Source organism: Pseudomonas sp. AC083 (assembly GCF_979253165.1).
In genome coordinates this window covers 110,879-137,641 of the sequence record NZ_CEEDDH010000006.1, presented here as the reverse complement: position 1 = coordinate 137,641, position 26,763 = coordinate 110,879, and the positions used below count along the sequence as shown (strand labels likewise).

Annotated in this window: 22 protein-coding genes; 6 read left to right on the top strand and 16 right to left on the bottom strand. The window is 60.2% G+C overall.

What is annotated here, in order from left to right; translation table 11 throughout:
* Positions 1–91: 91 nt before the first annotated feature.
* Positions 92–967 carry a helix-turn-helix domain-containing protein gene (locus tag AC0IXA_RS12090; RefSeq protein WP_471813187.1) on the bottom strand — a complete coding sequence of 292 codons (876 nt, stop codon included), beginning with the start codon at positions 965–967 and terminating at the stop codon, positions 92–94.
* Positions 968–1,107: 140 nt separating this feature from the next.
* Between AC0IXA_RS12090 and AC0IXA_RS12085 the strand changes: the two genes are divergently transcribed.
* On the top strand, positions 1,108–2,010 hold the full coding sequence (locus AC0IXA_RS12085) for a DMT family transporter (protein WP_471813185.1): 903 nt from the start codon (positions 1,108–1,110) through the stop codon (positions 2,008–2,010).
* A gap of 18 nt (positions 2,011–2,028) precedes the next feature.
* Here the strand turns inward: AC0IXA_RS12085 and AC0IXA_RS12080 are convergent, their stop codons facing one another.
* The 4 genes from AC0IXA_RS12080 to AC0IXA_RS12065 form a co-directional block, all read right to left on the bottom strand.
* Entirely contained in the window at positions 2,029–2,538 is a 510-nt protein-coding gene (locus tag AC0IXA_RS12080) for a DUF2165 family protein (RefSeq protein ID WP_471813183.1), read from the bottom strand.
* Between the two features lie 140 nt (positions 2,539–2,678).
* Entirely contained in the window at positions 2,679–3,653 is a 975-nt protein-coding gene (locus tag AC0IXA_RS12075) for a 2-hydroxyacid dehydrogenase (RefSeq protein ID WP_471813181.1), read from the bottom strand.
* 1,188 nt (positions 3,654–4,841) lie between these two features.
* Positions 4,842–5,216, bottom strand: a complete 375-nt coding sequence (locus tag AC0IXA_RS12070) for a DUF6124 family protein (RefSeq protein WP_471813179.1) — start codon at positions 5,214–5,216, stop codon at positions 4,842–4,844.
* 389 nt (positions 5,217–5,605) lie between these two features.
* Positions 5,606–6,574 carry a LysR family transcriptional regulator gene (locus AC0IXA_RS12065; RefSeq protein WP_024011667.1) on the bottom strand — a complete coding sequence of 323 codons (969 nt, stop codon included), beginning with the start codon at positions 6,572–6,574 and terminating at the stop codon, positions 5,606–5,608.
* A 275-nt stretch (positions 6,575–6,849) separates the two neighbouring features.
* Between AC0IXA_RS12065 and AC0IXA_RS12060 the strand changes: the two genes are divergently transcribed.
* The 5 genes from AC0IXA_RS12060 to AC0IXA_RS12040 all read left to right on the top strand — a co-directional run bounded on the left by AC0IXA_RS12060 (position 6,850) and on the right by AC0IXA_RS12040 (position 12,821).
* On the top strand, positions 6,850–8,349 hold the full coding sequence (locus tag AC0IXA_RS12060; RefSeq protein WP_471813177.1) for an efflux transporter outer membrane subunit: 1,500 nt from the start codon (positions 6,850–6,852) through the stop codon (positions 8,347–8,349).
* Positions 8,350–8,587: 238 nt separating this feature from the next.
* On the top strand, positions 8,588–10,780 hold the full coding sequence (locus AC0IXA_RS12055) for an FUSC family protein (RefSeq protein WP_471813175.1): 2,193 nt from the start codon (positions 8,588–8,590) through the stop codon (positions 10,778–10,780).
* Positions 10,770–10,970, top strand: a complete 201-nt coding sequence (locus tag AC0IXA_RS12050; RefSeq protein WP_016771611.1) for a DUF1656 domain-containing protein — start codon at positions 10,770–10,772, stop codon at positions 10,968–10,970. Before AC0IXA_RS12055 ends, AC0IXA_RS12050 begins: the two co-directional genes overlap by 11 nt.
* Positions 10,971–10,980: 10 nt before the next feature.
* Positions 10,981–11,838, top strand: a complete 858-nt coding sequence (locus AC0IXA_RS12045) for an efflux RND transporter periplasmic adaptor subunit (RefSeq protein WP_016771610.1) — start codon at positions 10,981–10,983, stop codon at positions 11,836–11,838.
* 245 nt (positions 11,839–12,083) lie between these two features.
* A complete protein-coding gene (locus AC0IXA_RS12040; RefSeq protein ID WP_016771609.1) occupies positions 12,084–12,821 on the top strand; it encodes a hypothetical protein in 738 nt (245 codons plus the stop codon).
* Positions 12,822–12,883: 62 nt separating this feature from the next.
* Here the strand turns inward: AC0IXA_RS12040 and AC0IXA_RS12035 are convergent, their stop codons facing one another.
* The 11 genes from AC0IXA_RS12035 to algK all read right to left on the bottom strand — a co-directional run bounded on the left by AC0IXA_RS12035 (position 12,884) and on the right by algK (position 26,757).
* Positions 12,884–13,708 carry an SDR family oxidoreductase gene (locus AC0IXA_RS12035; protein ID WP_341639131.1) on the bottom strand — a complete coding sequence of 275 codons (825 nt, stop codon included), beginning with the start codon at positions 13,706–13,708 and terminating at the stop codon, positions 12,884–12,886.
* A gap of 36 nt (positions 13,709–13,744) precedes the next feature.
* Positions 13,745–14,209 carry a multidrug transporter gene (locus AC0IXA_RS12030; protein WP_471813173.1) on the bottom strand — a complete coding sequence of 155 codons (465 nt, stop codon included), beginning with the start codon at positions 14,207–14,209 and terminating at the stop codon, positions 13,745–13,747.
* A 263-nt stretch (positions 14,210–14,472) separates the two neighbouring features.
* Complete coding sequence (locus AC0IXA_RS12025) at positions 14,473–15,924, bottom strand: mannose-1-phosphate guanylyltransferase/mannose-6-phosphate isomerase (protein WP_341639132.1); 1,452 nt, start codon at positions 15,922–15,924, stop codon at positions 14,473–14,475.
* 102 nt (positions 15,925–16,026) lie between these two features.
* Positions 16,027–16,683: an alginate O-acetyltransferase AlgF gene (locus tag AC0IXA_RS12020; protein WP_016771605.1), complete on the bottom strand. Its 657-nt coding sequence runs from the start codon at positions 16,681–16,683 to the stop codon at positions 16,027–16,029.
* A gap of 14 nt (positions 16,684–16,697) precedes the next feature.
* Positions 16,698–17,870 carry an alginate O-acetyltransferase gene (locus tag AC0IXA_RS12015; RefSeq protein WP_016771604.1) on the bottom strand — a complete coding sequence of 391 codons (1,173 nt, stop codon included), beginning with the start codon at positions 17,868–17,870 and terminating at the stop codon, positions 16,698–16,700.
* Between the two features lie 10 nt (positions 17,871–17,880).
* The gene (locus tag AC0IXA_RS12010; RefSeq protein ID WP_024011674.1) at positions 17,881–19,446 is read right to left on the bottom strand and encodes an MBOAT family O-acyltransferase; all 1,566 of its coding nucleotides are present in this window, start codon (positions 19,444–19,446) and stop codon (positions 17,881–17,883) included.
* 211 nt (positions 19,447–19,657) lie between these two features.
* The gene (locus AC0IXA_RS12005; protein ID WP_122601884.1) at positions 19,658–20,782 is read right to left on the bottom strand and encodes a mannuronate-specific alginate lyase; all 1,125 of its coding nucleotides are present in this window, start codon (positions 20,780–20,782) and stop codon (positions 19,658–19,660) included.
* A gap of 8 nt (positions 20,783–20,790) precedes the next feature.
* The gene (locus tag AC0IXA_RS12000) at positions 20,791–22,257 is read right to left on the bottom strand and encodes an alginate O-acetyltransferase (RefSeq protein WP_471813170.1); all 1,467 of its coding nucleotides are present in this window, start codon (positions 22,255–22,257) and stop codon (positions 20,791–20,793) included.
* Positions 22,258–22,268: 11 nt separating this feature from the next.
* On the bottom strand, positions 22,269–23,840 hold the full coding sequence (gene algG / locus AC0IXA_RS11995; protein WP_471813168.1) for a mannuronan 5-epimerase AlgG: 1,572 nt from the start codon (positions 23,838–23,840) through the stop codon (positions 22,269–22,271).
* Between the two features lie 26 nt (positions 23,841–23,866).
* Positions 23,867–25,348, bottom strand: a complete 1,482-nt coding sequence (locus tag AC0IXA_RS11990; protein ID WP_110600255.1) for an alginate export family protein — start codon at positions 25,346–25,348, stop codon at positions 23,867–23,869.
* Positions 25,345–26,757, bottom strand: coding sequence for an alginate biosynthesis TPR repeat lipoprotein AlgK (algK, locus tag AC0IXA_RS11985; protein ID WP_073473671.1), 1,413 nt, complete (start codon positions 26,755–26,757; stop codon positions 25,345–25,347). The genes AC0IXA_RS11990 and algK overlap by 4 nt, the downstream gene beginning before the upstream one ends.
* Positions 26,758–26,763: the final 6 nt, after the last annotated feature.

Genomic DNA, 26,763 nt, shown 5'->3' with positions numbered 1-26,763 from the left:
CAACGTCAAAAGATCGCAGCCTTCGGCAGCTCCTACATTTGGAATGCGTTTCCCCTGTAGGAGCTGCCGAAGGCTGCGATCTTTTGACCTTCTAACGCAAAAAAGCCTGCCGATACTCGCCCGGCGTCCCACCCAAAACCTGCCTGAACCGATTAGTGAAATGGCTGGCACTGGCAAACCCGCACGCCAGTGCAATCTCCCCCAAGGGCAGCGCCGTGCCGCGCAACAATTCCCGCGCCCGGCTCAAGCGCCGCGCCAGCACATATTGATGCGGCGGCAGGCCGAAGCTCAGGCGAAACATCCGCGCAAAGTGATACTCCGACAGCGCACACAGCCCGGCCAGTTGCCCGAGGCTGATGGCTTCGCTCAACTGGTTGTCGATGAACTCCACCAGTTGTCGGCGCTGATGCGGTGCCAGCCCGCCCTTGAGGCGCAAGCCCTGACGCGCACCGACATGGCTGAGCAGCGTGTGGCTGATCAATTCGTGGGCGAGGCTGCTGGTCAGCAAGCGCTCGGCCGGCTCTTGCCAGTTCAGATTCAGCAATTGCCGGAAGCGTTGCGCCTGCTGCGGATCTTCGAAAAAGGTCTGCTCGCGCAACTGCATCTCGCGCGGCTCGCGATCGAGCAAAGTCACGCAACCGAGGGCGAATTGTTCGGCGCTGAAATACAGGTGCGCCAGACGAATATCGCCATTGATTACCCAGCCCGATTCATGATCGGCCGGCAGGATGCACAGTTTGTCCGGCCCGCCCTTGCGGCCCGGCTGGCCACGACGGAATGTGCCGGTGCCGCCGGCGACGTAGCACGACAGCGTGTGATGACTTGGCGCTTCGTATTCCTGGGCATCGTGGTGGTTGGTCCACAAGGCCGCAGACATGCCGTCACCGAGCTCGGCGCTGTGCACAAGGCGTGCATTCGGCGAGCGGTTGAGGGCTTGAAAGACTTGCAGGGTATCGATAGCGGCCATGTTCGGTTCTCTCCAACGCCTTGCATCCTACTCCGTAGACGCCGCCCTGCCAGCCTGCCGCCAGACAAAAGCGCAAGATTGTGCAAGCGTCGAAGGCTGCCCGAGGCAGACACTCAAGGCCTGTTTAAGGAGTGTCTGCCATGAACCTGTCGTTGTACCTGCTGACTGTGCTGATCTGGGGCACCACCTGGATTGCCTTGAAATGGCAATTGGGCGTGGTCGAAATCCCGGTGTCGATTGTCTATCGCTTCGGCCTCGCCGCGCTGGTGTTGTTTGCGTTATTGCTGCTCAGCCGGCGCCTGCAACCGATGAACCGCCGTGGGCATTTGATTTGTGTGGCTCAAGGGTTATGTCTGTTCTGCGTGAACTTCATGTGTTTTCTGACCGCCAGTCAGTGGATTCCAAGCGGTCTGGTGGCGGTGGTGTTTTCTACGGCAACGTTGTGGAACGCGCTGAATGCGCGGGTGTTTTTCGGCCAGCGCATTGCACGCAATGTGCTGATGGGCGGTGCGCTGGGGCTGTCAGGTCTGGGGCTGTTGTTCTGGCCGGAGCTGGCCGGGCATCAGGCCAGCCCGCAAACCCTGCTCGGCCTTGGATTGGCGTTATGCGGCACCTTGTGTTTTTCAGCCGGCAATATGCTCTCGAGTCTGCAACAGAAAGCGGGATTGCGACCGCTGACCACCAACGCCTGGGGCATGGCTTACGGCGCAGCGATGCTGACGGTGTGGTGTCTGATCAAGGGCATACCCTTCGACATGGATTGGTCGCCGCGTTATGTCGGTGCGCTGTTGTATCTGGTGATTCCCGGCTCGGTGATCGGCTTCACTGCGTACCTGACGCTGGTCGGGCGCATGGGCCCGGAGCGAGCGGCTTATTGCACGGTGCTGTTCCCGGTGGTGGCGTTGAACGTGTCGGCGTTTGCCGAAGGATATCAATGGACAACACCGGCGTTGGTCGGGCTGGTGTTGGTGATGCTGGGCAACGTGCTGGTGTTTCGTAAACCGAAAGTGCTGTTGTCTACGGCTGAGGGTAAATTGGCTTGATAAAACGAGCGCTGGGTTTCAGCGCTCGACTTTCAGGGTGATATAGATCATCACCGGGAAGATGATGTCGACAATATGCCTTGCCCAGTCCTTGGCATTCCAGGATTGCGAAGTGTCCATGTCGAACCATTCGACACCTACAGTTTGCAGACACACGTAATAAATGAAGATGGCAACCAATATGCCCATGATCGAAAATTTCTTGGCTTCATGGAATGCCGCTGGCGATGCATCGATGTAGCGATACAACTGACAAGTGCCGATCAGGCAAAGCACGGTATAGGTGACTTCCATGGTGATGATGAACCAGTAGATCCGGTGATGGATCATCGGCGAATCGATCGCGCGGTACATGATGTTTTCACTGGCGTTGGTAGTGTCCATGCTCAGGATATGTGCAACGTAAGTGTAGTTGGACTCATAGTCAGTGAAGTTATGAATCATCACCAGCAGGCCAAAGAAACTTATATAAGCCATCAGGATGACTTTGCTGTAACGAATCAGTTTGTCGGTGGTCAGGGTGTTCACGGGATCAGCTCTCCATAGCAAATAATCAATAAGTTGATAAGTTGCGAGAGCTTATATGGCAGTTACTGGGTCTGGCGTTCTTGTTCGGTTGCAAGTTATGTAAGGTGAGGGCCAGCGCAATGTTGCGCTGGCCCTTATTTTCAACCGCGCCAGACTTGCGGGTTGACCAGATCCTGCGGCCGTTCGCCGAGGAGGGCGCTGCGCAGGTTGGCCAGGGCGCGGTTGGCCATGGCTTCGCGGGTCTCGGTGGTGGCCGAGCCGATGTGCGGCAGGGTCACGGCGTTCTTCAATTGGAACAGCGGCGATTCGGCCAGCGGTTCTTTTTCATAGACGTCCAGCCCGGCGCCACGGATGCGGTTGTTTTGCAGGGCTTCGATCAGTGCCGGTTCGTCGACCACCGGGCCGCGCGAGATGTTGACCAGGATCGCGCTCGGCTTCATCAGCGCCAGTTCGCGATGGCTGATCAGGTGACGGGTCTTGTCGCTCAACGGCACCACCAGGCAGACAAAATCGGCTTCGGCCAGCAGCTCATCGAGGCTGCGGAACTGCGCGCCGAGTTCCGCTTCCAGTTCGGTCTTGCGGCTGTTGCCGCTGTAGATGATCGGCATGTTGAAGCCGAAGCGACCACGGCGGGCAACGGCGGCGCCGATGTTGCCCATGCCGACGATGCCGAGGGTCTTGCCGTGCACATCAGTGCCGAACAGCGGGGCGCCGACGCTGGCCTGCCATTGCCCGGCCTTGGTCCAGGCGTCGAGTTCGGCGACGCGGCGGGCGCTGCTCATGATCAGGGCGAAGGCGAGGTCGGCGGTGCTTTCGGTGAGCACGTCGGGGGTGTTGGTGAGCATGATCCCGCGTTCGTTGAAGTAGTCGAGGTCGTAGTTGTCGTAGCCGACCGAGACGCTCGAAACCACTTCGAGTTTTGTCGCGGTTTGCAGTTGTGCGCGGCCGAGTTTGCGGCCGACGCCGATGAGGCCGTGGGCGTGGGGCAGGGCTTCGTTGAACTGGGCGTTGATGTCACCGGTCTTGGGGTTGGGGACGATGACGTCGAATTCTTCTTGCAGGCGTTCGATCATGGGCGGGGTGATGCGGCTGAAGGCCAGGACTGTTTTTTTCATTGGGGTTGGGCTCGTCGGGGCTTGATTGCAAGCACGCTAACATTTTCTTGCTCGGGTTGTCTTGGCGGCCTCTGGGCCGACCAGGTTCTTGGGGTTTTGGGTGAATATCCGTTTCTTCGGGTGTTGCTGATTACGGTTCCGCCCTTACGGCGGGTCACCTTTTTCAAACGCCAAAAAGGTAACCCAAAAGGCTTGCTCCTACGTTCGGCCCTCGCAGGCTCGGGTTCCTTCGCTGCGGGACTGATCCGGGCGCAGCGGCTCCGGTTTGCTTCGCTGCACCTCCTTCCGCTGTGTTCGACTTCGTCGAACGGTCGCTGCGCTCCCACCCCCGGATCAATCCCTCCACTCAGCCTTCCGACGTCGCCGGTGGATCAAGATCAAAAGCACTCGAGCTTGCGCTCATTGTTGAGTGGGGCGGCTTCGCCGCGGGCAGCTGCGCTGCTTTGCCTTTGCTTTTGTAGGAGTGAGCCTGCTCGCGATGGCGGCCTGACAGCCGACCTATTTCTCGCTGATGTACACGATCCAGAATTGTGGGAGCGAGCCTGCTCGCGAAAGTGTCTCCACTGCCAACCTCTGTCTGCCAGATTCACCCCGTCCCTGTGGGAGCTGGCTTGCCAGCGAAGGCGGCCTGACAGCCAACTCACATCTTGCTGATGCACACGATCCAGAATTGTGGGAGCGAGCCTGCTCGCGAAAGCGTCTCCACTGCCAACCTCTCTCTGCCAGATTCACCCCGTCCCTGTGGGAGCTGGCTTGCCAGCGAAGGCGGCCTGACAGCCGACCTGTTTCTCGCTGACGTACTCGATTCAAACTGTGGGAGCGAGCCTGCTTGCGAAAGCGTCTCCACTGCCAACCCTCTCTGCCAGATTCACCCCGTCCCTGTGGGAGCTGGCTTGCCAGCGAAGGCGGCCTGACAGCCGACTCATATCTCGCTGATGTACGCGATCCAGAATTGTGGGAGCGAGCCTGCTCGCGAAAGCGTCTCCACTGCCAACCTCTCTCTGCCAGATTCACCCCGTCCCTGTGGGAGCTGGCTTGCCAGCGAAGGCGGCCTGACAGCCGACTCATATCTCGCTGATGTACACGATCCAGAATTGTGGGAGCGAGCCTGCTCGCGAAGGCGGTTTATCTGACACCTCGAATGTTGAATGTGCCGAAGCCCTCGCGGTCGGGCTCGCTCCGGGAAGATCAGCTGCGTGACGGGGGCTGGTGGATTTCGTAATTATCCAGCACGCGGTTCACCGCCAGTTCCGCCAGCATGATCACCTGCTGGATGGCCAGTATGGTGTGCCGCTGTGGGCTGTCGACGTGGGCGGCGATGTCGCTGCTCATGATGCTCGCCGAGGCGAGGGATTCGCAGGCGTGGGCCAGCAGGCTTTCGTTGTCCTGGTCCGGGGCGACCTGGAACATGGTGCTGGGTTTGTGGCTTTGCTGTGCGGTGGTGGGCGGTTTGAGGTAGTGATCCAGCGCACGCTCGGCGGCGTCGTGGAGTTTCGTTGAGTCGGGGGATTGGTAGGGTGAGGTGCTTTCGGATTCGGGGGGATTGGGTGTGGGTTTGAACATGGTGAAACTCCATTCTGGAAGTGGAGTTCGCCACTGACTGCGACCAAGCAATCGGGTGGCGAACCGTACGCGGGTTGGTCGACCAGGGAATGGAAACCCGGCAGGGCCGAGGCCCTCCCACGCACAGCTCGCCATTAAGCATGCTTGAAAATGTGCGCCATTCTAAACCCGGACGACCAAGTCCGGTCGCTGATTCGTCAGCAACCACCAGATCCTAGCCAGCGTACGTCCGACGGACAACCTGCAAAACCTGTCGGAAACTTCCTTGAAAACACCGCGATGTAGGAGCTGCCGTAGGCTGCGATCCGTTGATTTTTAAACAGCAAGATCAAAAGATCGCAGCCTCGTTGCACTCGTCAGCTCCTACACGAAGTCAGCGGTGTTTAAAGTCAGGTGGCGACGCGCGCGCCAGCCAGACTCCCGCTCAACTCATACGCAACCAGTTCCGCCTGATGCGCCGCCAATATTTCCGGCAACGATCCACGCAAATACTCCACCCAGGTTTTGATCTTGGCATCCAGGTACTGCCGCGACGGATAGATCGCGTAGAGGTTGAGTTCCTGCGAGCGGTAGTTCGGCATCACGCGCACCAGGGTGCCGTTGCGCAGGCCTTCGATGGCGGCGTAGACCGGCAGCACGCCGACGCCCATGCCGCTGGTGATGGCGGTTTTCATGGCGTCGGCGGAGTTCACCAGAAATGGCGAGCTGTTGATGGTCACTGTTTCCTGGCCGTCCGGGCCGTCGAAGGCCCATTTTTCCAAGGGGATCACCGGGCTGACCAGGCGCAGGCAGGCGTGGTTGAGCAGGTCGCTGGGTTTCTGCGCGGCGCCGTTGGCTTTCACGTACGCCGGCGAGGCGCAGACGATGCTGTAGGTGATGCCCAGGCGTTGCGAGACGAAGCCGGAATCGGGCAGTTCGCTGGCCAGCACGATGGACACGTCGTAGCCCTCGTCGAGCAGGTCCGGCACGCGGTTGGCCAGGGTCAGGTCGAAGGTCACGTCGGGGTGGGTCTTGCGGTAGCGGGCGATGGCGTCGATGACGAAGTGCTGACCGATGCCGGTCATGGTGTGCACTTTCAGTTGTCCGGCCGGGCGTGCATGGGCGTCGCTGGCTTCCGCTTCGGCCTCTTCGACATAGGCGAGGATCTGTTCGCAGCGCAGCAGGTAGCGTTTTCCGGCCTCGGTCAGGGCGATGCGCCGGGTCGTGCGATTGAGCAGGCGGGTTTGCAGGTGGGCTTCCAGGTTGGAGACCGCGCGCGAGACGTTGGCGGTGGTGGTGTCCAGTTGCACGGCGGCGGCGGTGAAGCTGCCCGCTTCGGCAACACAACTGAAGGCGCGCATGTTTTGCAAAGTGTCCATGGGGTGCTCTCAAGGGAGATGGCAAATTGTGACACGAAGTTTCAGGGGCTGAGACCCCCGACCAAGGGATTATCTCGTTAACCGTAACAAAGATTCACAGAAATCCCAGCTTATCGCCGCAGAGGCAGCTCCATAGAATTGCGCCGATCCTGTGCCGGCGCTGCCGAAGGCTGCGGTCTTTTGATTTTGTTTTAAGGGAAGCAAGATCAAAAATCGCAGCCTGCGGCAGCTCCTGCATGGTCCTCGATCTATCCCTCTCTCAGGAATTCGCAGCTGTGCCGCGTCGCATCAACAGAGCGCTTTTGCCGCTCAGTGTTCTGGCTTTAACCCTGGCTCTCGGCGGCTGCATCTCTACCCAAGGCATTGCCCCTCACGGCGAGGCACTCGCGGCCGATTCACTGGCCACCGACGCTGCCATTGCCGAGGCCGCCAAAGACGCCCACTGGCCCAGCGCCCAATGGTGGCAGGCGTTTGGTGACGCGCAACTTGATCGCTGGATCGACCTCGCCGTGCAAGGCAGCCCGAGCATGGCCATGGCCGCTGCGCGGGTGCGTCAGGCCAAGGCTATGGCCGGTGTTGCCGAAGCGGCCGAGGCGTTGCAGATCAATGCCGAGTCGACCCTCAAGCGCCACAACTGGCCGACCGATCAGTTCTACGGCCCCGGAGATCTGGCCAACACCACCACGTGGGACAACAACGCCGCGCTCGGCTTCAGTTACGCCGTCGACCTCTGGGGCCGCGAGCGCAATGCCAGTGAACGCGCGGTGGATCTGGCCCATGTGAGCGTGGCCGAGGCGCGCCTGGCGCAACTGGAACTGCAGAACAACATCGTCCGCGCCTACATCGAGTTGTCGCTGCATTACGCCCAACGCGACATCGTCGCCGCGACGCTCAAACAGCAACAGCAGATTCTCGATCTGGCGCAGAAACGCCTGAGCGGCGGGATCGGCACGCACTTCGAAGTCAGCCAGGCCGAAACGCCGTTGCCGGAAACCCATCGCCAACTCGATGCGCTGGACGAGGAAATTGCCCTGAGCCGCAACCAGATTGCTGCGCTGGCCGGTAAAGGCCCGGGCGCCGCCGCGCAACTGCAACGGCCGACGCTGTCCCTCGCGGCGCCGTTGAAGTTGCCCTCGGCATTGCCTGCCGAACTGCTTGGCCAGCGTCCGGACGTGGTCGCCAGTCGCTGGCAAGTGGCGGCGCAGGCGCGCGGCATCGATGTCGCCCACGGCGGTTTCTACCCCAACGTCGATCTGGTCGGCAGCCTCGGCTACATGGCCACGGGCGGCGGCGCGCTGGAGTTTCTGACCGGCAAGAAACTCAACTACAACGTCGGCCCGGCGATCTCGTTGCCGATCTTCGACGGCGGTCGCCTGCGTGGCGAATTGGGCGAAGCGGCGGCCGGTTATGACATCGCCGTGGCGCACTACAACCAGACCCTGATCAACGCGCTGAAGAACATTTCCGATCAGTTGATCCGCCGCGAGTCGATGGACAAGCAGCAGGACTTCGCGGCCGAATCCGTGGCTGCCGCGCAGAAGACTTACGACATCGCGATGATCGCCTACCAACGCGGCCTCACCGATTACCTCAATGTGCTGAATGCGCAGACCTTGCTGTTCAAACAGCAGCAAGTGCAACAGCAGATCCAGGCGGCGCGGTTGAGTGCGCATGCCGAGCTGGTGACTGCCTTGGGGGGCGGCCTCGGTGCCGGTGATGACGTGCCGACAGCCGAGCAGACCCAAGCCCCGAAAACCCCGGCGCTGCTGCGTTGAACTCTAAATCTCTACTGGGAATTTCCTCCTTTGGAGTTGACCCCAAACTCTGTGGCGAGGGGATTTATCCCCGTTCGGCGGCGCAGCCGTCGCAAAGCCAGTGCACGCGGTGTGACTGTGGGAATCGGGTCGTAGTTTTTGGGGCCGCTTCGCAGCCCAACGGGGATAAATCCCCTCACCACAGGTTTTGCAGTGACCACGGAAAACTCTTCAGTTCTCGAACATTGAGCAGGATTTAATGACTCCCTTGCCCGCCCCTCTACGCTGGCTCCACACCCTGGAATGGCGCCGCGGTTTTTTCGACTGGGCACGCAGCGATGGCGTGACCTGGGTGTATATCTTCAAGGTGTTGCTCGCCGCGTTTCTCACCCTGTGGCTGGCGATGCGTCTGGAACTTCCGCAACCGCGTACGGCGATGATCACGGTGTTTATCGTCATGCAGCCGCAAAGCGGTCAGGTGTTCGCCAAGAGTTTCTATCGCTTGCTCGGCACGCTGGCCGGGTCGGCGATGATGGTCACGCTGATCGCTTTGTTCGCGCAAAACACAGAGCTGTTTCTCGGCTCGCTGGCGATCTGGGTCGGCATCTGCTCGGCCGGTGCCGCGCGTTGCCGCAATTTTCGCGCGTATGGCTTTGTTCTCGCCGGTTACACCGCAGCGATGGTCGGATTACCGGCGCTGGCTCACCCGGACGGCGCCTTTATGGCGGCGGTATGGCGGGTTCTGGAAATCTCGCTGGGGATTCTCTGCTCAACCCTGATCAGCGCGGCGATTCTGCCGCAGACCGCCAGTGCGGCGATGCGCAACGCCTTGTATCAGCGCTTCGGCGTGTTCGCGCTGTTCGTCACTGACGGCTTGCGCGGGCGCAGTAAAGCCGAGGCGTTCGAAGCCAGCAACGTGCGCTTCATTGCCGAAGCCGTGGGCCTGGAAGGCTTGCGCAGCGTGACCGTGTTCGAAGACCCGCACATGCGCCGGCGCAACGGTCGTCTGAGTCGTTTGAACAGCGAGTTCATGGGCATCACCACGCGCTTCAACGCCTTGCATCAATTGCTTGAACGCCTGCGCGGCAATGGCGAAGAGCATGTCGTGGCAGCGATCAAACCGGGGTTGCAGGACCTCGCCGAAGTGCTCGACAGCTTCAGCGGTCGCGCGCTGACCAGCCCCGATGCGGCACGTTTGGCGACCGCGTTGGCCACCTACAAGGAAGGTCTGCCGGCACGTGTCCGAACCCTGCGCGGGATCTTTCAGGACACTGCTCCGAGCGAAGCCGAACAACTTGATTTCCACACCGCCTACGAATTGCTCTACCGCTTCGTCGATGACCTGCACAGCTATGCGCAGACCCACGCGTCCCTGGCTGAGCACCGCCACGAACGCGAGCGCTGGGACGAGCCCTTCACCCCGCAAACCAACTGGTGGGCCGCAGCCGCGTCGGGAATTCGTGCCTCGTTCATCCTGATTGTGTTGGGCAGTTATTGGGTCGCCACCGCGTGGCCGAGCGGGGCGACCATGACCCTGATCGCCGCCGCCACCGTCGGCCTTTCCGCCGCGACACCGAACCCCAAACGCATGGCTTTTCAAATGGCCTGCGGGACTTTTCTCGGTGCGCTGATCGGCTTCGTCGAGATGTTTTTCATCTTCCCGTTGATCGACGGTTTCCCCTTGCTGTGCGTGATGCTCGCGCCGGTGATCGTGCTCGGTTCGTTCCTCGCCTCGCGACCGCAGTACGCCGGTGTCGGATTGGGCCTGCTGATCTTTTTCAGCACCGGTTCGGTGCCGGATAACCTGACCATCTACAACCCTTACACCTTCATCAACGACTACATCGCCATGGTCATGGGCATGCTCGTGTGTGCGGCGGCGGGGGCGATTATTCTGCCGCCGAACAGTCGCTGGCTCTGGCAGCGCCTGGAGCAGGACTTGCGCGGGCAAGTGGTCTACGCGATCAGCGGCAAACTCAAAGGTCTGGCGTCGAGTTTCGAGAGCCGCACCCGCGATCTGCTGCATCAGGCCTATGGCCTTGCGGCAGGGCAACCGAAGGTGCAGAAAAGTCTGCTGCGCTGGATGTTCGTAGTGCTGGAAGTCGGCCACGCGATCATCGAGTTGCGCAAGGAACAGGCGATCCTGCCAGTGCACCCGGCGTATGCCGAATCGCAGCCGTGGCGCCAGGCAATTCGCGTGATGGGTCGGGCGTTGGTGCGGCTGTTTCTGCAACCCAACTCCAGCAATCTTGAACGCGCACTGGTCGCTGTCGATCACGCAATCAGCCGTGTCGCCGCCACCGATGAGCCGTTCGCGCCGCACTTCGATACCTCGGCGTTGCGGCGGGTGAAAAGCTACCTGCACTTCATCCGCACCTCGCTGCTCGACCCGCAATCACCCCTCGCCCAATTCCCTTCTGCCCGGCCCGAAGGACTCGCCCATGCCTCGTGAAATCGCCTTCCACGGCGTGTACATGCCGACCATGACCCTGATGTTTTTCATTGCTGCGGGACTGGCCTGGGCAGTTGACCGCTTCCTCTCGGGGTTCGACCTGTACCGTTTTTTCTGGCACCCGGCGCTGCTGCGTCTGAGCCTGTTTACCTGTCTGTTCGGCGCCATGGCGCTGACTGTCTACCGTTGAGAACATCTTGATGAAAAAGTTTTTCAGCCTGCTCGCGACCCTGCTGGTGTTGGCCCTGGCGCTGTGGATCGGCCGCACGTTGTGGGAGCACTACATGAACACGCCGTGGACCCGCGATGGTCGCGTGCGTGCCGACATCATCAACGTCGCCGCCGACGTCACCGGCGAAGTGGTCGAAGTGCCGGTGCGCGACAACCAGTTGGTGAAGAAGGGCGATCTGCTGATGCGCATCGACCCCGAGCACTACCGCATCGCGGTCAAGCAGGCGCAGTCACTGGTGGCTTCGCGCAAGTCGACCTGGGAAATGCGCAAGGTCAACGCGCACCGCCGCGCCGACCTCGACAATCTGGTGATCTCCAAGGAAAACCGCGACGACGCCAGCAACATCGCCGACGCCGCGCTGGCCGATTACCAACACGCCCAGGCGCAATTGGAAGCCGCCGAACTCAACCTCAAACGCACCGAAGTGCGTGCGGCGGTGGACGGCTACGTGACCAACCTCAATGTGCATCGCGGTGATTACGCGCGCATCGGCGAGGCGAAAATGGCCGTGGTCGACATGAACTCGTTCTGGGTTTACGGATTTTTCGAAGAGACCAAACTGCCGCACGTCAAAGTGGGTGACAAAGCCGATATGCAGTTGATGAGCGGCGAAGTGCTCAAGGGCCATGTCGAGAGCATTTCGCGCGGCATCTACGACCGCGACAACCCGGAAAGCCGCGAGCTGATTGCGGATGTGAATCCGACGTTCAACTGGGTGCGGTTGGCTCAGCGGGTGCCGGTAAGGATTCACATTGATGAGGTGCCGGCGGGGGTGTTGCTGGCGGCGGGGATTACTTGCACGGTCATAGTTGACGGCCTGAACTAACAGTATTTCGCGAGAAAGTCAGGGTTCTCGCGATTTTTACTCCTCGACTATGTTTTGTTTGTTTGGTTTTTTCTTTTTTGAAGGTTTGGTTAATTGTAAGTTGCTGTTGTGCTTCGATTTCTTAACTCATTATTGTGTTAGTGTTTTCCTGTCGCCATGAATATGGCACGACCCATTGATATAAGTTTTTGCCGATTGCATTCAGGCCTCGGCATATATTTGCTTTTAAAAAGGAATGTTAAGTTATGGAACTGATTAGTATCAGAATGGACGATCGCGTCAGTCATATAATCAGCGGTGAACCGGTGACTTTAAGTTTTACAATGTTGACCGATGGTACGCCACCTCCCGTAGGCTCGCGTATGCAGTTTCGGGCTCGCGACGGTGCGGCTTTCCTGCACGCTTCGATGCCTTCCAGCGGTGCGCAGATGAGCTATTCAGAAGATTTGAAGATCAGTACTTTGACCATTACCGAAGATCAATTTGAAGGGTGGAATCCGCGGCGCACGCTGACGTTTACAACACCTGTAAACATGGACTCTTCAAAGATTTCCGAGATATTCGGCATAGTTTATTATCAGCCCAGTTATGAGGAAGGATACTTTCCTGTACTCGTCCAGCCAGATGGAAAGCAGGCGATTTCGACCCGTCAGGTATTCGCTGCAAAATGGCAGGATACTGTGACCGGCGGCTGGATCTACAGTTATGACGTTATGGTTAAAGCCAGTGATCAATCGATTGCCCAATGGAAGTTTTCAAGTGCGGGTTTACCGACGGGAACGAGCATTTATGCCAATCCGTGGCTTGATGTAGTGCATGATGCAAAAGAAGGGATTGTCGAATTGGCTACGCCACCGGGTGACCGGTATGTGTTAATCCCGGGCGAGGAAGTCGCAGTCTCCATCCAGTTGTTATACCCCGCGGCAAAGGGACAATCTCCAGCGTTTGAATCCCTGCCCAATCTGACGGCCGTTCCGCGTTGATGCTCCGCAGTTACTAGGTCGTGATTGTTTGAGCTCGCCGCTGGCGAGCTCAAACTTCTGGATCAGAATTTCAGGTGCAACCCGAAGCGCTTCATCAACGTCGATTCCAGCAAACCCTTCGGCAACACCGCCGCCAACAACGGCAACGCCCGACTGCCGTTGCCGATGCGAACCAGCCGTGGCGGCTTGCTCTGCTGCACCGCTTTCAACAGCTCGGCAGCAAACTCACTGGCCGGGGTGGGTTTGTCCTGCGATGCCTTGGCCCGTGCCCGAATGCCTTCCCGCAATGGAAACCACGGCGACTGCTCGTTGATCAATAGCTCGGCTTCATGTCCGGCATTCTTCGCAAAGCTCGATTCGATGGCGCCGGGCTGGACTTCCATCACACGGATGCCAAACGGTCCCAGCTCCATGCGCAAGGCATCGCTAAGCGCATGCACCGCCGCTTTCGACGCGCAGTAGGCGCCGGCAAACGGCGTGACCAAAACACCCGACACACTGCCGATATTCACCACCAGCCCCTTGGCCCGACGCAGCAGCGGAAACAACGCGCGGGTGACGCCGACAATCGAAAATACATTGGTTTCGAACTGGCGCTGCATCGCCTGCACGCCGCCGTCGAGCAGCGGCCCCATCGCGCCGTAACCGGCGTTGTTGATCAACACATCGAGGCCGCCGTGTTGCTGGTTCAGACGCTCGGCGAGTTGCTCAAGCGCGGCGCCATCATTGACGTCCAGCTGAATCGCGGTGAAACCGGCGGCGCTGAGCGCAGCGACGTCTTCAGTCTTGCGCGCACTGGCCCAGACTTCGTAGCCGGCCGCTTTGAACGCGTCGGCCAAGGCGCGGCCGATGCCGCTGGAACAACCGGTAATCAACGCAACGGGCATGGCGCATTCCTTGTGCAAAAAAGTCGGGGGAGGGGATCAGTCGGCAAAACTACCCTGCAAATGCTCGGCGCGAAACTCCAGGGTTTGCGGGCGATAGCCGGGACGCAGCGGCGGCAAGGGCAAGCAATCTTCCCAGGTCGCGCCGGCCTGCAGTTCGCCGGGGCCGCGATAGCGCGGGGCGGTGTATTGATTGTCGGCCAGATTGACCGTATCGCCCGGCGCATGCGCGGCGATGCGCCAACGCAGTTCGGTCAGCGGCACATCGTTACCGTTGTTCATTTTCAATTGCAGCGGCCGGTCGGCCGGGCAATGCTCGGGAGCATAGGCAATACGCAGTTCCAGACGCGCCAGTTGCTTGATCTCGCGGTTGTCCAGCCACACCACCCACATCGCCACGAAGCCGAGGCCGATGGCAGCGGCCACCGACACCGGCAAGGCCTTGGCCGGATAGCGCAGCAGCAGGATCAGCCAGGTGATGACCAGCAGGATGCCGATGAACATGTCGGATAACCTCGCAGAGACAGAGAGGCATCCTACCTAAGCGTGGGGGAGGTTGGCGATGGGCATCGGGACTTGCGGCGTCTGACCGGCTCTTCGCGAGCAGGCTCGTTCCCACAGATATGCATTTGAATTGTGGGAGCGAGCCTGCTCGCGAAGAGGCCATTGCAGGCGACACAGAATCAGGACAAAAAAAGCCCCCGCCCAGCCCGCTGCGGATAGGGAACGCAACGGGCTGGACGAGGGCTTCTCGTTTTAGTGATCGATTACTGCGCGATGGTCTTCACCGACACGCCGCGTTCGATCGGGGTGGAGCGGCCGTAGATATCTTCGAAACGTTCGATATCGTCTTCACCCAAGTACGAACCCGACTGCACTTCGATGATTTCCAGCGGGATCTTGCCCGGGTTGCGCAGGCGATGCACCGAGGCGATCGGGATGTAGGTCGACTGGTTTTCGGTGAGCAGGAACACGTTCTCGTCGCAGGTCACTTCGGCGGTGCCGCTGACCACGATCCAGTGTTCGGCGCGGTGGTGGTGCATCTGCAGCGACAGGCACGCGCCCGGCTTGACCGAGATGTGCTTGACCTGGAAACGCCCGCCCATGTCCACCGAGTCGTACGAGCCCCACGGACGATACACTTCGCAGTGGTTCTGGGTTTCGCTGCGGCCCTGGGCATCGAGGGTGTTGACCATCTGCTTGACGCCCTGGACCTTGTCCTTGTGGGCAATCATCATCGCGTCCTTGGTTTCGACCACGACGATGTTTTCCAGGCCGATTACCGAGACCAGTTTGCCGTTGCCGTGGATCATGCAGTTCTTGCTGTCCTGGATGACCACATCGCCTTTGCTGACGTTGCCGTTGGCGTCTTTCTCGTTGACTTCCCACAGCGACGACCAGCAGCCGACATCGCTCCAGCCGGCGGTCAGCGGCACCACGCAGGCGCGCTGGGTTTTTTCCATCACCGAGTAGTCGATGGAGTTGTCCGGGCAGCAGGCGAAGGTGGCTTCGTCGAAGGTGATGGTGTCGGCGTCCTGCTGGCTGCGCTCAAGGGTCAGGAGGCAGGTGTCGTAGATGTCCGGATCGTGCTTTTTCAGTTCTTCGAGGAAGCGGCTGGCGCGGAACAGGAACATGCCGCTGTTCCAGTAGTAGCCGCCGGATTCGACGTACTCGGTGGCGCGCTTGACGTCCGGTTTTTCGACGAAGTGCGAGACGCGGCTTACGCCTTCCGGCAGCAGCGAATCAGCAGTGGATTTGATGTAGCCATAACCGGTTTCCGGTTTGGTCGCCGGCACACCGAACAGGACCATTTCGCCGTTCTCGGCAGCGACGGTGGCCAGGGCCAGCGCACGTTGCAGGGCTTTCTGGTCTTCCAGCACGTGGTCGGCCGGCAGCACCAGCATCAGTTCGTCACGGCCTTCATTGACCAGCATCATCGCGGTCAGCGCCACGGCCGGCGAAGTGTTGCGGCCGAACGGTTCCATCAGGATGCGCTGGCATTCCAGATTGCGTGCGGCCAGTTGCTCGTTGACGATGAAACGGTGTTCCTTGTTGCAGACCACGATCGGCGTGTCCATGCCTTCGAACACCAGGCGCTCGAGGGTTTGCTGGAACAGTGTGTGTTCGCCGGTCAGGGCGAGGAATTGCTTGGGGAATTGCTTGCGCGAAAGAGGCCACAGACGCGAACCGCTACCACCTGACAAGATCACCGGAATCATAATGTTTACTCCATAAAATGCAGTTGAGAGCTGCAAGCTGCAAGTGGTGAGTTAGAAGCACTTCACTTGCAGCTTGAAGCTAGTAGCTGATAGCTCGAGCGATTAGCGAGTCGACACCGGGCGTTTCACCCAGACTGGCGACAAGTTGCTGCCGTTGCCGGTGACGTACAGCACGGCTGCCTCACCACGCTCCAGAGCGACCGGTTTCACGTCGCCGACTTTCTTGTCGCCTTCGTACAGTGCCAGGCTGACTTTCACCGGGTTGATTTCACGTTCGCCACGACCCTTGGCTGCCACGTTCGGCACCACTTCGGTCTTGCCGTCGGCGGTCTTCAGGGTCAGCGGTTTGTCGCTGAGGTTCTGTACACGAACCAGGGATTTCTGCTTGTTCTTGAACGGCGGCTCTTCGATCAGTTGTGGCGCGCCGGAAGCGTTGTTGACCAGGGTGTAGTAGTGGTCACCGGCGAGTTTCACCGGCAGGGTCTGGCTGCCGACCTTGGCGCTGTAGTCGCCGCCTGGCATGAAGCTGAAGTCGCTGCTGGCCAGTGGCGCGATGTCGCTCAGGTTGGTGCTGCCGACAGTCGCGCTGACTTCAGCGTTGCTGGCGTTGTAGACACGCACGAAGGTCGAGCCTTTCGGTGCGGTCGGGCCGTACAGCGCGGCGTCGCCGCCGGCAAAGGCTGGGACGGAAAGTACGCTGAGGCCAGCAACCAGTGCGAAGCTTTTAGCGAGACGACGAGGAGTTGTAGTGAAAGTCATGGTGTACCTCTCTTTCAGTTTTGCGCCCGATCGGGCGTCTCGGATTTAGTGTTGATGGCTACGTTTTGTTGGCGGGCGCCGGCTTGTTTGAGCTCTGCGACCCACTGCGGGTCGGCGTCGCCGATTTCGTTGTTCACAGGCAGATATCGTTCAGGAAACTCCCAGATCAGCACTTGTGGCGGGCTGTTCTTGAAGTCATCGCTTTTCAGGTAGCTGAGCATCGGCAGAATCGGGCCATGGCCGTCTTCGGCGTAGTTGACGACGTCGCTGTGCAGCGCTTGTTTGAGCGCACCGACGAAGTTCCAGTTGGGGTTGGCGCTGTAGCTGGTGCCGATCAGCGCGACCGGTACTTCGCTGTTGGCGAACAGGGCGTCGTCACCGGCAGGTTGCTCGGCGGCAACGGTGTTGCGTTTGAGCAGTGGCTCAGGCGCCGGCATCATGTTTTCGAACAGCGGATCGAGCGGCAGGAACAGACGCAGATCGCCCTTGTGCGTGACCTTCTCTGCTGGCGTGGTGACGAAGCGCTGTGGCTCGCCGCTCAGCGGGAATTTCTCGGCAATGGTCTTCGCCAGCGTGTTGGCGGCGATCTCGGCGCCTTCCGGCGTCCAGTGGGTGTCGGTGCGCAGGAACACTTGCTGACCGTTCTGCTTGGCCTGTTGCAGCGGGCCGAGCAGGTCAGGGGCGAGGATCTTGTCGGCCGCGACACGGGCGTGGAAATCCTGATACAGGTTCTGGTGAATGCTCGAAGGCTTCACTTCATCCAGATGCTCCGGATACAGACGCACCTTGGCCGGGACGATCGCCATCACCAGTTTCACGCCTTTCTCTTTCAGGGTCTGGCGCACGCCTTCGACCAGCGCGTAGTTGCCTTGCAGGTTTTGCTGTTCGTTGACGATCGGGTTGAATTCTTCATCGCTGTACAACCACTGGTCGCGGCCGAGCACGACGCCCGGACGACCTTCGTTGAACAGTTTGAAATCCAGCGCGGCCCAGAGATTGGTGCCCAGACGCTTGATCGGGAATTCATCGTCGTAGTGGGTTTCCACCGCCTTGGTCCAGCGGCCATTGAGCACCGTCGCGTCGGCGTTGGTGCTGAAGCCGAAGAAGCTGCGAATCGACCACAGACCGAGGACCAACAGCGTCACCAGGAACAGGGCGATGTAGAAGATGCGTAATGAGCGGGTCATGTCAGATCCCTCAGAACTGGAAGTAAAGGAACGGCGAGAAGCTTTGCGCCGAGAGTTTGAGAATCGAGGCGATGAACAGCAGCAGGATCAGCCCGCGCATCACGTAGCGCGACCAGTCAGCGGTCCAGTAGGCCGGTTGCACCTGGGCTTCGACGCCAACGGTGTAGCCAGGTTCGTGGATGCTCGCCGGATTTTCGCCAGGTGCTGCCTTGATCATTCCCGGAGTCGCAGTGGCAGGGCCATCGGCCTCGACGTTGACTTCAGGTTTGGTCTTGGCTGGCGGCTGATTGGTGTACAGATCACGCAGGCCGAAGAACGCCAGGGTCACGTAAGCCACCACCAGGGTTGCCACTTGCAGGCCGGTGAGGCTGGCCTGATTGAGTTCCGACAGCGACCAGTCGCCGAAGCTGAACATTGCGCCGTACATGCGCCCGGCAACGTGCAGGTTCTCGGCACGGAAGATCACCCAGCCCATTACTACCAGCAGGAAAGTCAGTGCCCAGCGGATCGGGTTGAGGCTGCGCGGCGAAGTGTTCAGGCCGAGCATTTTTTCGATCGCCAGCCACATGCCGTGCCAGGCGCCCCAGATGATGTAAGTGATGTTCGCGCCGTGCCACAGACCACCCAGGAGCATGGTCAGGAACAGGTTGCGATAGGTCATCAGCGTGCCTTTACGGTTACCGCCGAGGGTGATGTACAGGTAGTCACGCAGCCAGGTGGAGAGGCTGATGTGCCAGCGGCGCCAGAACTCGGTGATCGACTGGCTGATGTACGGCTGTTTGAAGTTTTCCATGAAGCGGAAACCCATCATCAAGCCCAGGCCGATGGCCATGTCGCTGTAGCCGGAGAAGTCGAAGTACAGCTGCGCGGTGTACGCCAGCGCACCGAGCCAGGCATCACCCGTGGTCGGGTTCTGCAGGGCGAAGCAATGGTCGGCGACCACGGCGAGGGTGTCGGCAATAAAGACTTTCTTGATGAAACCCTGCATGAACCGCGTGCAGCCCTCGGAGAATTTGTCGAGGGTGTGCGTGCGGTTGTTGAACTGATCGGCGAGGTCGCGAAAACGCAGGACCGGGCCGGCAATCAGGTGCGGGAAGATCGCCACGAATGCTGCGAAGTCGATCAGGTTACGCGTGGCCGGAGTGTCGCCACGGTACACGTCGATGATGTAGCTGATCGATTCGAAGATGTAGAACGAAATACCGATCGGCAGCAGCACGTGGGTGAGGATGAACGGCTCGAGACCGAACGAAGTCATGATCTCGTTGATGCTGTCGACACCGAAGTTGGCGTACTTGAAGTAGCCCAGAATGCACAGGTCGACGGCCACGCCGAGCAGCAGCCAGCGCTGCGCCGGTTTGGTTCGCACGCCGGCAGCACCGACCTTGAGGCCGATCCAGTAGTTCCACAGCGTGACCGCTGCGAACAGCGCGAGGAAGTCCACCCGCCACCAGGCGTAGAACACGTAGCTGGCGATCAGCAGCAGCAGGTTGCGATAGCGTTGCCCGCTCAGGTAGTACAAGCCGAGAAAGATCGGCAAGAACAGAAACAGGAACACGTTGGATGAAAATACCATCCCGATCTCTCCATGTTTGAACCAACAGTCAAGGGCCAAAGCCCCCCCAAACCCCCCGTGGTAGTGGAGGGGTGAAACAGTCCTGCGATCGTTCCCACGCTCTGCGTGGGAATGCCTCAATGGACGCTCTGCGTCCGCTTCGGCATGGGACGCGGAGCGTCCCGGGCTGCATTCCCACGCGGAGCGTGGGAACGATCAGCCATCAGTGTTTTCAGGAACCCTTGTTGCCCTTTTCATGCGACGGGTCGTAGACCTTGGTCAGGTCGCCGCCAAGACGGAAGGTCTTGAACGGTTGCATGTCGCGCTTCTTCTCGATCACATCCGGCGCACAGGTGTAGAGCGTGCAGAACGGTTCGAGCCAGGCGAATTTCATGTCCTCTTTCAGGTCGGTCATGTCCTGCTTTTTGCCGTTCTTTTCCTCGAACTCATCAGGGTCCTTGACGCCGGCCAACACGCGATCACCGAGACGCTTCAGTGCGCCGTTGTTTTCCTGACGCAGATCGACACCGTTTACCTGGGCGAAACTGGCGATCATTGCCAGCGGCGGCAGGGCGTAGTTGTGATAGGCGAGGGCGCGTTGCTGGCGCTTGAGTTCGTTGGGCAGGAAGCCATCGGCATCGACTTGATTGACGCCGACCTTGTATTCCTTCACCGCCCAATCAAACAAGTCGCGGCGGTTGGTGGCGACGGCGGTGGCCATCACCGACCAGGCGGCCCAGTACGAGTGGTTGTTGGTTTTCTCCAGCGGCAGGTTGTCCCAGTCGCTGACCACCTGATCAGCCATTTTGCTGAACCAGGCTTCGATCACCTGCGCTTCCTGTTGGTGCTGGGCCAGTGGATGCGAGTCGGAAAATTTCAGGCGAATGTACGACGAGGCCATGCTGCCCAGCGCCCATTTGCGCATCGACTTGCCGGTGTGGTTGAAGTCTTTGGACATCAACGCGTCAGCCTTGGCCCACGCGGTCAGCCAGTTGAGCGTGCATTCGAGCTGCTCCGGGCGACCGTCACGCATGAACTGCATGACGCGCTTGGCGGTGCCGCGCTCCAGCGTAGTGATGTCTTTGGTGGTGTCGCGAAAGGCTTTTTCCGACTGCACGTTCAGCGTCGCGCGGGCCTTGTCCGAACCTTCGTACTTGCTGCGAAATTGCAGCGGACCGGTGTACGGCGCCGGCATCGCGTCGCAGCCATCGCTCTTGTCGCCGGTCTTGAATTTATCCACCGGGGCGAAGTAGCCCTGCGGTGGACGCAATGGCGCGGCGGCCTGAGTTGCCCCGGCGAACATTGCCAGGCTCAGGAGGGTCGGTGCCAACAGGTTTTTCAGTTTCGGATTTCGCATAGCAGACCTCATTGCCCGAGCTGCGCGGTCTGTTGACCAGCGCCCGGGAATACGTTGCGTTTGCAGATTTTCGCTTCGACTTTTTGTGGCGCGGCGTCAGGTCCGGCTTCAGGACCCTGGACTTCGACCGCCAGCAGGTTTTGCGAGGCCCAGTCTTCGTCCGTGCGCAGCTCAAAGGCGAAACGACCGTCGGTGTCGGAGGTTTCCGGTTTCTCGATCTTGATGTCCTCGTGGCGACCGTTCATGTACCAGAGGGTGGCTTGCAGGGTTTTCACCGACGTATCGGCGAAGCGGATGTCGACCTGATGGTTGGCGTTTTGCAGGTTCAGGTTCTTGCTGTTGACCAGCAGTTCTTGCTTGCTGCCCGGCTTCAGCGTGGCACTGGCGGACATCTGCGCGTCTTTGCCTTCGCAACCGTTATCGAGCAGCGCCATCATCTGGCGATAGATGGTTTCCTGGTCGAGGCGATACAGCGGCGAGAATTCCCAGATGAGAATCTTCGGCGGGGTCTTCTGGAATTCTTCGCTGCCGAGGTACTGCAGCATCGAACCTTCGAAGCCACCGCCGGGGAAGGCTACGTTGAGGATGTCGGCGCCGATGGCTTCTTCGAGGAAACCGGCGAAATTGTAGTTCTTGCCGCTGTGCGATGTACCGACCAGGGTGATCTGCGGATTGCCGGAATCGCCGAACAGGTCGCCGTCACCAGCCTCGCCTTTCGGCTCGGTGGTGAACTGGTCCATGTACTGGATCGCGTAGCTGGTGCCGCACAGTTGCCCGGCCATATTGTGCAGAGTGCCGGTCTTGCCCATGCGTCCGGAGCGCTTGGTCTCGAATTCACGCTTGGGAATGTCGGCGAAGGCCGGGATCTGCTTGACCTTTTCGGCGACGATTTTTGCCGTGCGCTGGGCACCGTAAGGTGTCCAGTGCTGGTCGCCACGGAAGTAGAAATCGTGGGCGGGCAGGGTGTCCGGCAGCGATTCGTTGGTCAGTGGCGACAGGTCCGGCACCACGTAGCCCATCTTGGCGAAACGGCCAAGCATGGTCTTGTAGTTGCCCAGCGCTTTCTCGTAATCGAACGCGGCTTTTTCCTGCGGGTTGAGCTTGTTGCGGTTCACCAGGCCACGGGTCGGCTGGTAAACGATCACCAGTTCTACGCCCTTGCTCTTGAACGCATCGTGCAACTGTTGCAGGCGCTTGTAGCCGGCCGGCGTGGTGTTGAACTCGGTGCGCAGGTCTTCCTGGGTACGGAACAGCCAGTCGCCCTGGGCCTGTACCAGGGTGGTGAAGTTCTGCTGATAACGCGTGGTGTAGTTCTTCGCGTCATGGGCGGCCGGGCACAGGTTGCAGCACGGCTCGGCGGTGAACTTCGGCGGCGTGGCGCTTGCGCCTTCAGCGTCGGCGCGGGCGTTGCCGGCAGCGAGAATGCCGAGGGTCAGGGCCGAGAGGCTGAGCAGTTTGATCATGTGTGGGTGCATAAAAATTATCCTCAGTCCTGCATTTCGGTCTGGCGTTCGACAGGGTCGATCAGCACGGCTTTCTGCTGGCGCACCAGCAGGTCGAGAATTTCATCCTGGCGCTCGCCAAGAATGCCGTTGAAGCTGATGCCGCTGGACTTGGTCGGCGCCAGCATCGACACGCGATACAGCTCGACACTCAGCGGCGAGTCGATCGACAGCGGGCCGCTGCCATTGGCCGCCAGCTCGCCGCCGACGACGATCAGCGACACCTGCGCGTCGAACGGGTCGAGCTTGATGTCACGGTCGGTGTCGGTCAGGTCCTTGATGTGGCCGTAGATACCGGTCAGGCCGTTGGTCATGGCGACGTTTTCGTAGAGGCGGATGTTCACGCTGTTACGAATACGGATGCCGTGACGGGTATTGCTGATGACCTTGTTGCCCCACAGCAGGTTGTCGGCGGACTCGTAGAGCGTGATGCCGTCGGTGTGGTTCTTGTAGATCTCGTTGTAGGCAATGATGTTGTTCACGCTGTTACGGTCGATCACCAGGCCCGACAACTTGTTGTCGAAACTCTTGTTGTTGAAGATGAAGCTGTCGTTGACCTCACGGGAAATAATGATCCCGTGCTTCTTCTTCGTGCCGTGGACAGTGTTCTCGGCAATGATCAGACGGTGCGAGCGGTCATGCGGGTCGATGCCGTAGACGATGTTGTCTTTGTAGGTGTTGCCCTTGACCACAAAGTCGCTGGTTTCGTAGCAGTAGAAGCCGTACCACATGTCCGAGAACTCGGAGCCGACGATCCAGCCGGTCGGTTCCGGGCGCTTGAGAACCTTGGCCATGTTCGGCGTGTACTGGGAAATACTCACCCCGTACGACTTACTGTTGGCGTAACCGAAACTGGCCATCTTGCTGTTGACGATGTAGGTCTCGGTGCCGCCCCAGGCGAGCAGGAACGGACGGAATTCCTTCGGCGAACGGAAGGTTGCCGGGCCATTGTCCTTCTCGCGCCAGCCGGTGACTTTGGTGTCACTGACAAACAGTTTGCCGTCGTTGACCAGGAACGAACCGGCCTCCTGCGACAGGCGCAGTTCCTGGGTCTGACCGTCGATTTCGAGGATGCCTTTCTCGCCGACCACGATCGGCAATTTGGCCAGATACACGCCTGGAGCGGTCTCGCTGAAATACTGCTTGGGCAGTTTCTTCGCCAGATCCTTGAGGTTCATGTAGCCGTCGTCGATGAAGATCGCCTGCGGGATGCCGTGCTGACGCACCACCCATTCGGCCATCTTGTTATCGCCGCCGATGAAGTCCTTCAGGGCGTTTTCCTGCATCATCCGGCGCACGCTGATCTTGCCCGGTTTGCTGCGCACGATTTTTGCGGCAGCGGCTTCGGCGGTGAAGCCGGACAGGTCGGGCAGTGTCGGCTTGGCCAGTTTCAGCGCGTCGGTCGGCGCGCTGCTGACGGTGTAGGTCTTGGCCTGTTGCAGTTCCTTGGCCACGGTCGCAGGTTTCGCCGGTTCAACATTGGCGAAGGCGCTGGCGCTGGCCAGCAGCATCGCGCCGGCCAGCAGGCTGAGTGAGCCTGTTCTGGTGCTGATCATGTCGGGCACTCCCTTGGCGGTTTGCATCAGAAGCGCCAGATCACGTCGATGAATGCGCGGTGCATGTAGGAATCAACCTGGCTGCCATAGGCATCGCCCGGTTTGAACACACCGCCACGGAAACGCACCAGTGCCGAAGGCTCGTCGATCGACTGGCTCAACGCCGCCGGCAACAGGCCTTGCTTGAAGTACTTGGTGACGACCAGGTCCATTTCCTGACCCAGGTCCTTGTTGCCATCTTCAAGCGGCAAGGATGTGCTGGAGAGGATTGCGCCGGTGACGTCGTCGGTGTTGTTTTCCACCGCGTTGATGCCGTTGCTGCCGACCGGCTTGTTGCCGTCGACACGCCAGAACTTGTGGTAGATCAGGCTGGCGTCGTACTCGTCGTTGACCATCCACGAACCGAACAGGGTGGCGGTCTGCATGTTGTTCATTTCGCCACGGAACGCTTCGCCGAAACGGTGCACGCGCGAGCGGGTACCGGTGTAGTTGGAGCGGTTGCTCTCCAGACCGTTCTGCTCGTAATCGGCACTGGCGCGGGCGTAGGCACCGCCGACTTGCCACTGCGGATCGAGGCGCAGACGCACGCCGACATCGGCTGCCCAGCCGCTGATGTCATCGCTGCGCTTGGCTTGTGTCGGGCGCGTGCCGTCGGCGTTCAGCGCATTGACCGTGTCGCGGTCGCCGCTCATGCCGGTGATGCTGCCCCAGTAGTTGACGGTGTTGGTGTTGCGCCAGTTGTAGGCGTCGCTGTCGGCAGTCAGGCCGATCCAGCTGATGTCGCCGTTCTCGGTCTTGTCCAGCGAATCGCGCGGGACGCCCGGCTCGGCGTAATCGAGTTTGCCGTCATCGTGAGTGTGGTGGCCGCGAATGCCGACCCACTGGCCCGGTGTCCACTGGTAAGCAGCGTCGGCGTAGGCGTGCAGGCGATCCTTGTCTTTCGGCGCCAGCTCTTTCAAGTCGGTGCGGTATTCGCTGAAACGCTCGGCAACACCGGCGTTGGCCCGCAGCAGGGTGGTATCGAAGGTCCAGTTCAGCGCTTCGATGTTGGTGTCGCGCCATTGGCCGTCGTCATTGCGCAGACGCTGACGACCGAACTTGAGGATCTCGCCAGGGTAGGGCGTGAAGCCGCTGTAGCCGACCCAGAATTCGCGCATCGCCAGGTAGTTTTTCTTGGTTTCGCGATCGCCGCTGTCGGTGGTCTGTGCGCCGTCCGATTGTTGCAGGGTGTCGGTCTCGATGATGTCGGTCGAGGTCACCGCCTGCCCCATCGCATAGGCGCTCCACGCGCCGCTTTCGCCGTAGATCCATGGACGCAGGTCGAGGCCCACGCCGTTGACATCGCCGCCGCCGGCAGTGCCGAGGTCACGGTCGTCTTCGGACTGGCCGGTGAGTTTTACTTCCAGACCGAAGTTCTTGCTTTCAGTCATCGCAGCCAGTGTCGGGCAAGACCAGAGCAGCGCGAAGGTGAGGCCAATACCGGCCTTCACGAATGGGTTCAGCTTCATAGTTTTTCCTCGCCGTCTTCTTCTTGCAGGGCGTGCAGTTGCAGCGTGTTCGAGTTCAGGGCGCCACGGCTGGCCTGTTCCTGTTGCAACAGGCGGCGGGCTTCGGGCAGGCGCTCGGGCGGCAGTTGCGCCTCGAGGGTCGCTGCCAGTTCATCGGCTTGCGGGGTGTTCTGGGCCTTGGCCAGTTGGCTGAACACGTAGGCATTCAGCGGATCGGGCTTGGTGCCCTTGCCTTGGGAGAACAACTGGGCGATGGCGAAGTCGGCACTGTTCTGGCCGTTGCGCGCAGCGGTCAGCAGGTGGTCGAGAGCCTTCTGCGGATAGACCTTGCCCAGGTAGCCACGACGGTAGATCTGGCCGAGGTAGTAATCGGCAGCGACTTCGCGGCCGACGGCTTTCTGGAAATGTTCCTCGGCGACTTTCGCGTCAGCCGGGACCATTTTGCCTTCGTAGTAGACCTTGCCCAGCAGCAGTTCGGCGCGCGGCTGGTCGGCGGCGCGGCCGTTGTCCAGGTACTTCATCATCTGGTCGACGTCGCCCAGTTCGGGGAAGTCGTAAAGCAATTGCGCGAGGGTGACCCACGACGCCGGGTAGCCCGGAGCGATCGGCTCGAGCAGCGCCTGCGCGGTTTTTTCGTCGGTCTTGCCCAGGGTCGAATCGGCCAGCACGCGGGCTACGGAGTCGACACGCTGCGCGGTGACGGTGCCACGGCTGTAACCGGCCTGCATCTGCTTGATCAGCTCGGCCTGTTGCTCCGGCTGGCCACGTTTCTGGTAGACGGTGGCCAGTTCGACGTAGCAGATGTCGGTGGTGTTGAGCGCGGCCTTGCAGATTTTTTCCACGTCATCCAGATGCTGGTCGTAAGTGCCCTGGGTGCGATACAGCAGCACCTGCGCCAGACCCGCTTCCGGGTAGCCCGACTTGCGCCACTGATCGATCTGCTGCTGCGCGTTGATGTTGGGGAAGCTGTGCGGGTATTGCAGATACAGCATCGCCAGCGGGATCAACGTGTTGCCTTCGCCATTGGCGGCGGCTTTTTTCAGCAGGGTTTCGGCTTCGTGGTGCTCGGCTTCGGTGGAGCCCGGCTTGGCCACCAGCAGACGACCGAGACGTGCCTGGGCACGCGGCGATACGCTGGCCGCTGCACGGTAAGTCGCCTCGGCCTGTTTCATCTGCGCCGGGTCGCGGCTGTCGACCTGGATATCAGCCAGGCCGACTTGCGCCTCGCTGTAACCCAGATCGGCCAGTTGCTGGTAATTCTGCGCAGCGGTGGCGGTGTCGCCACGCTTGAGCGCTTCGTTGGCCAGACGCTGGTCGGGCAGCCCGGCGCAACCGGCCAGACTCACTGCCAATGCCAGGGCACACAGTGATAGCGGTGTTCTGAGGATGGGTGGAGTAGTCACAGGCATGTCCTC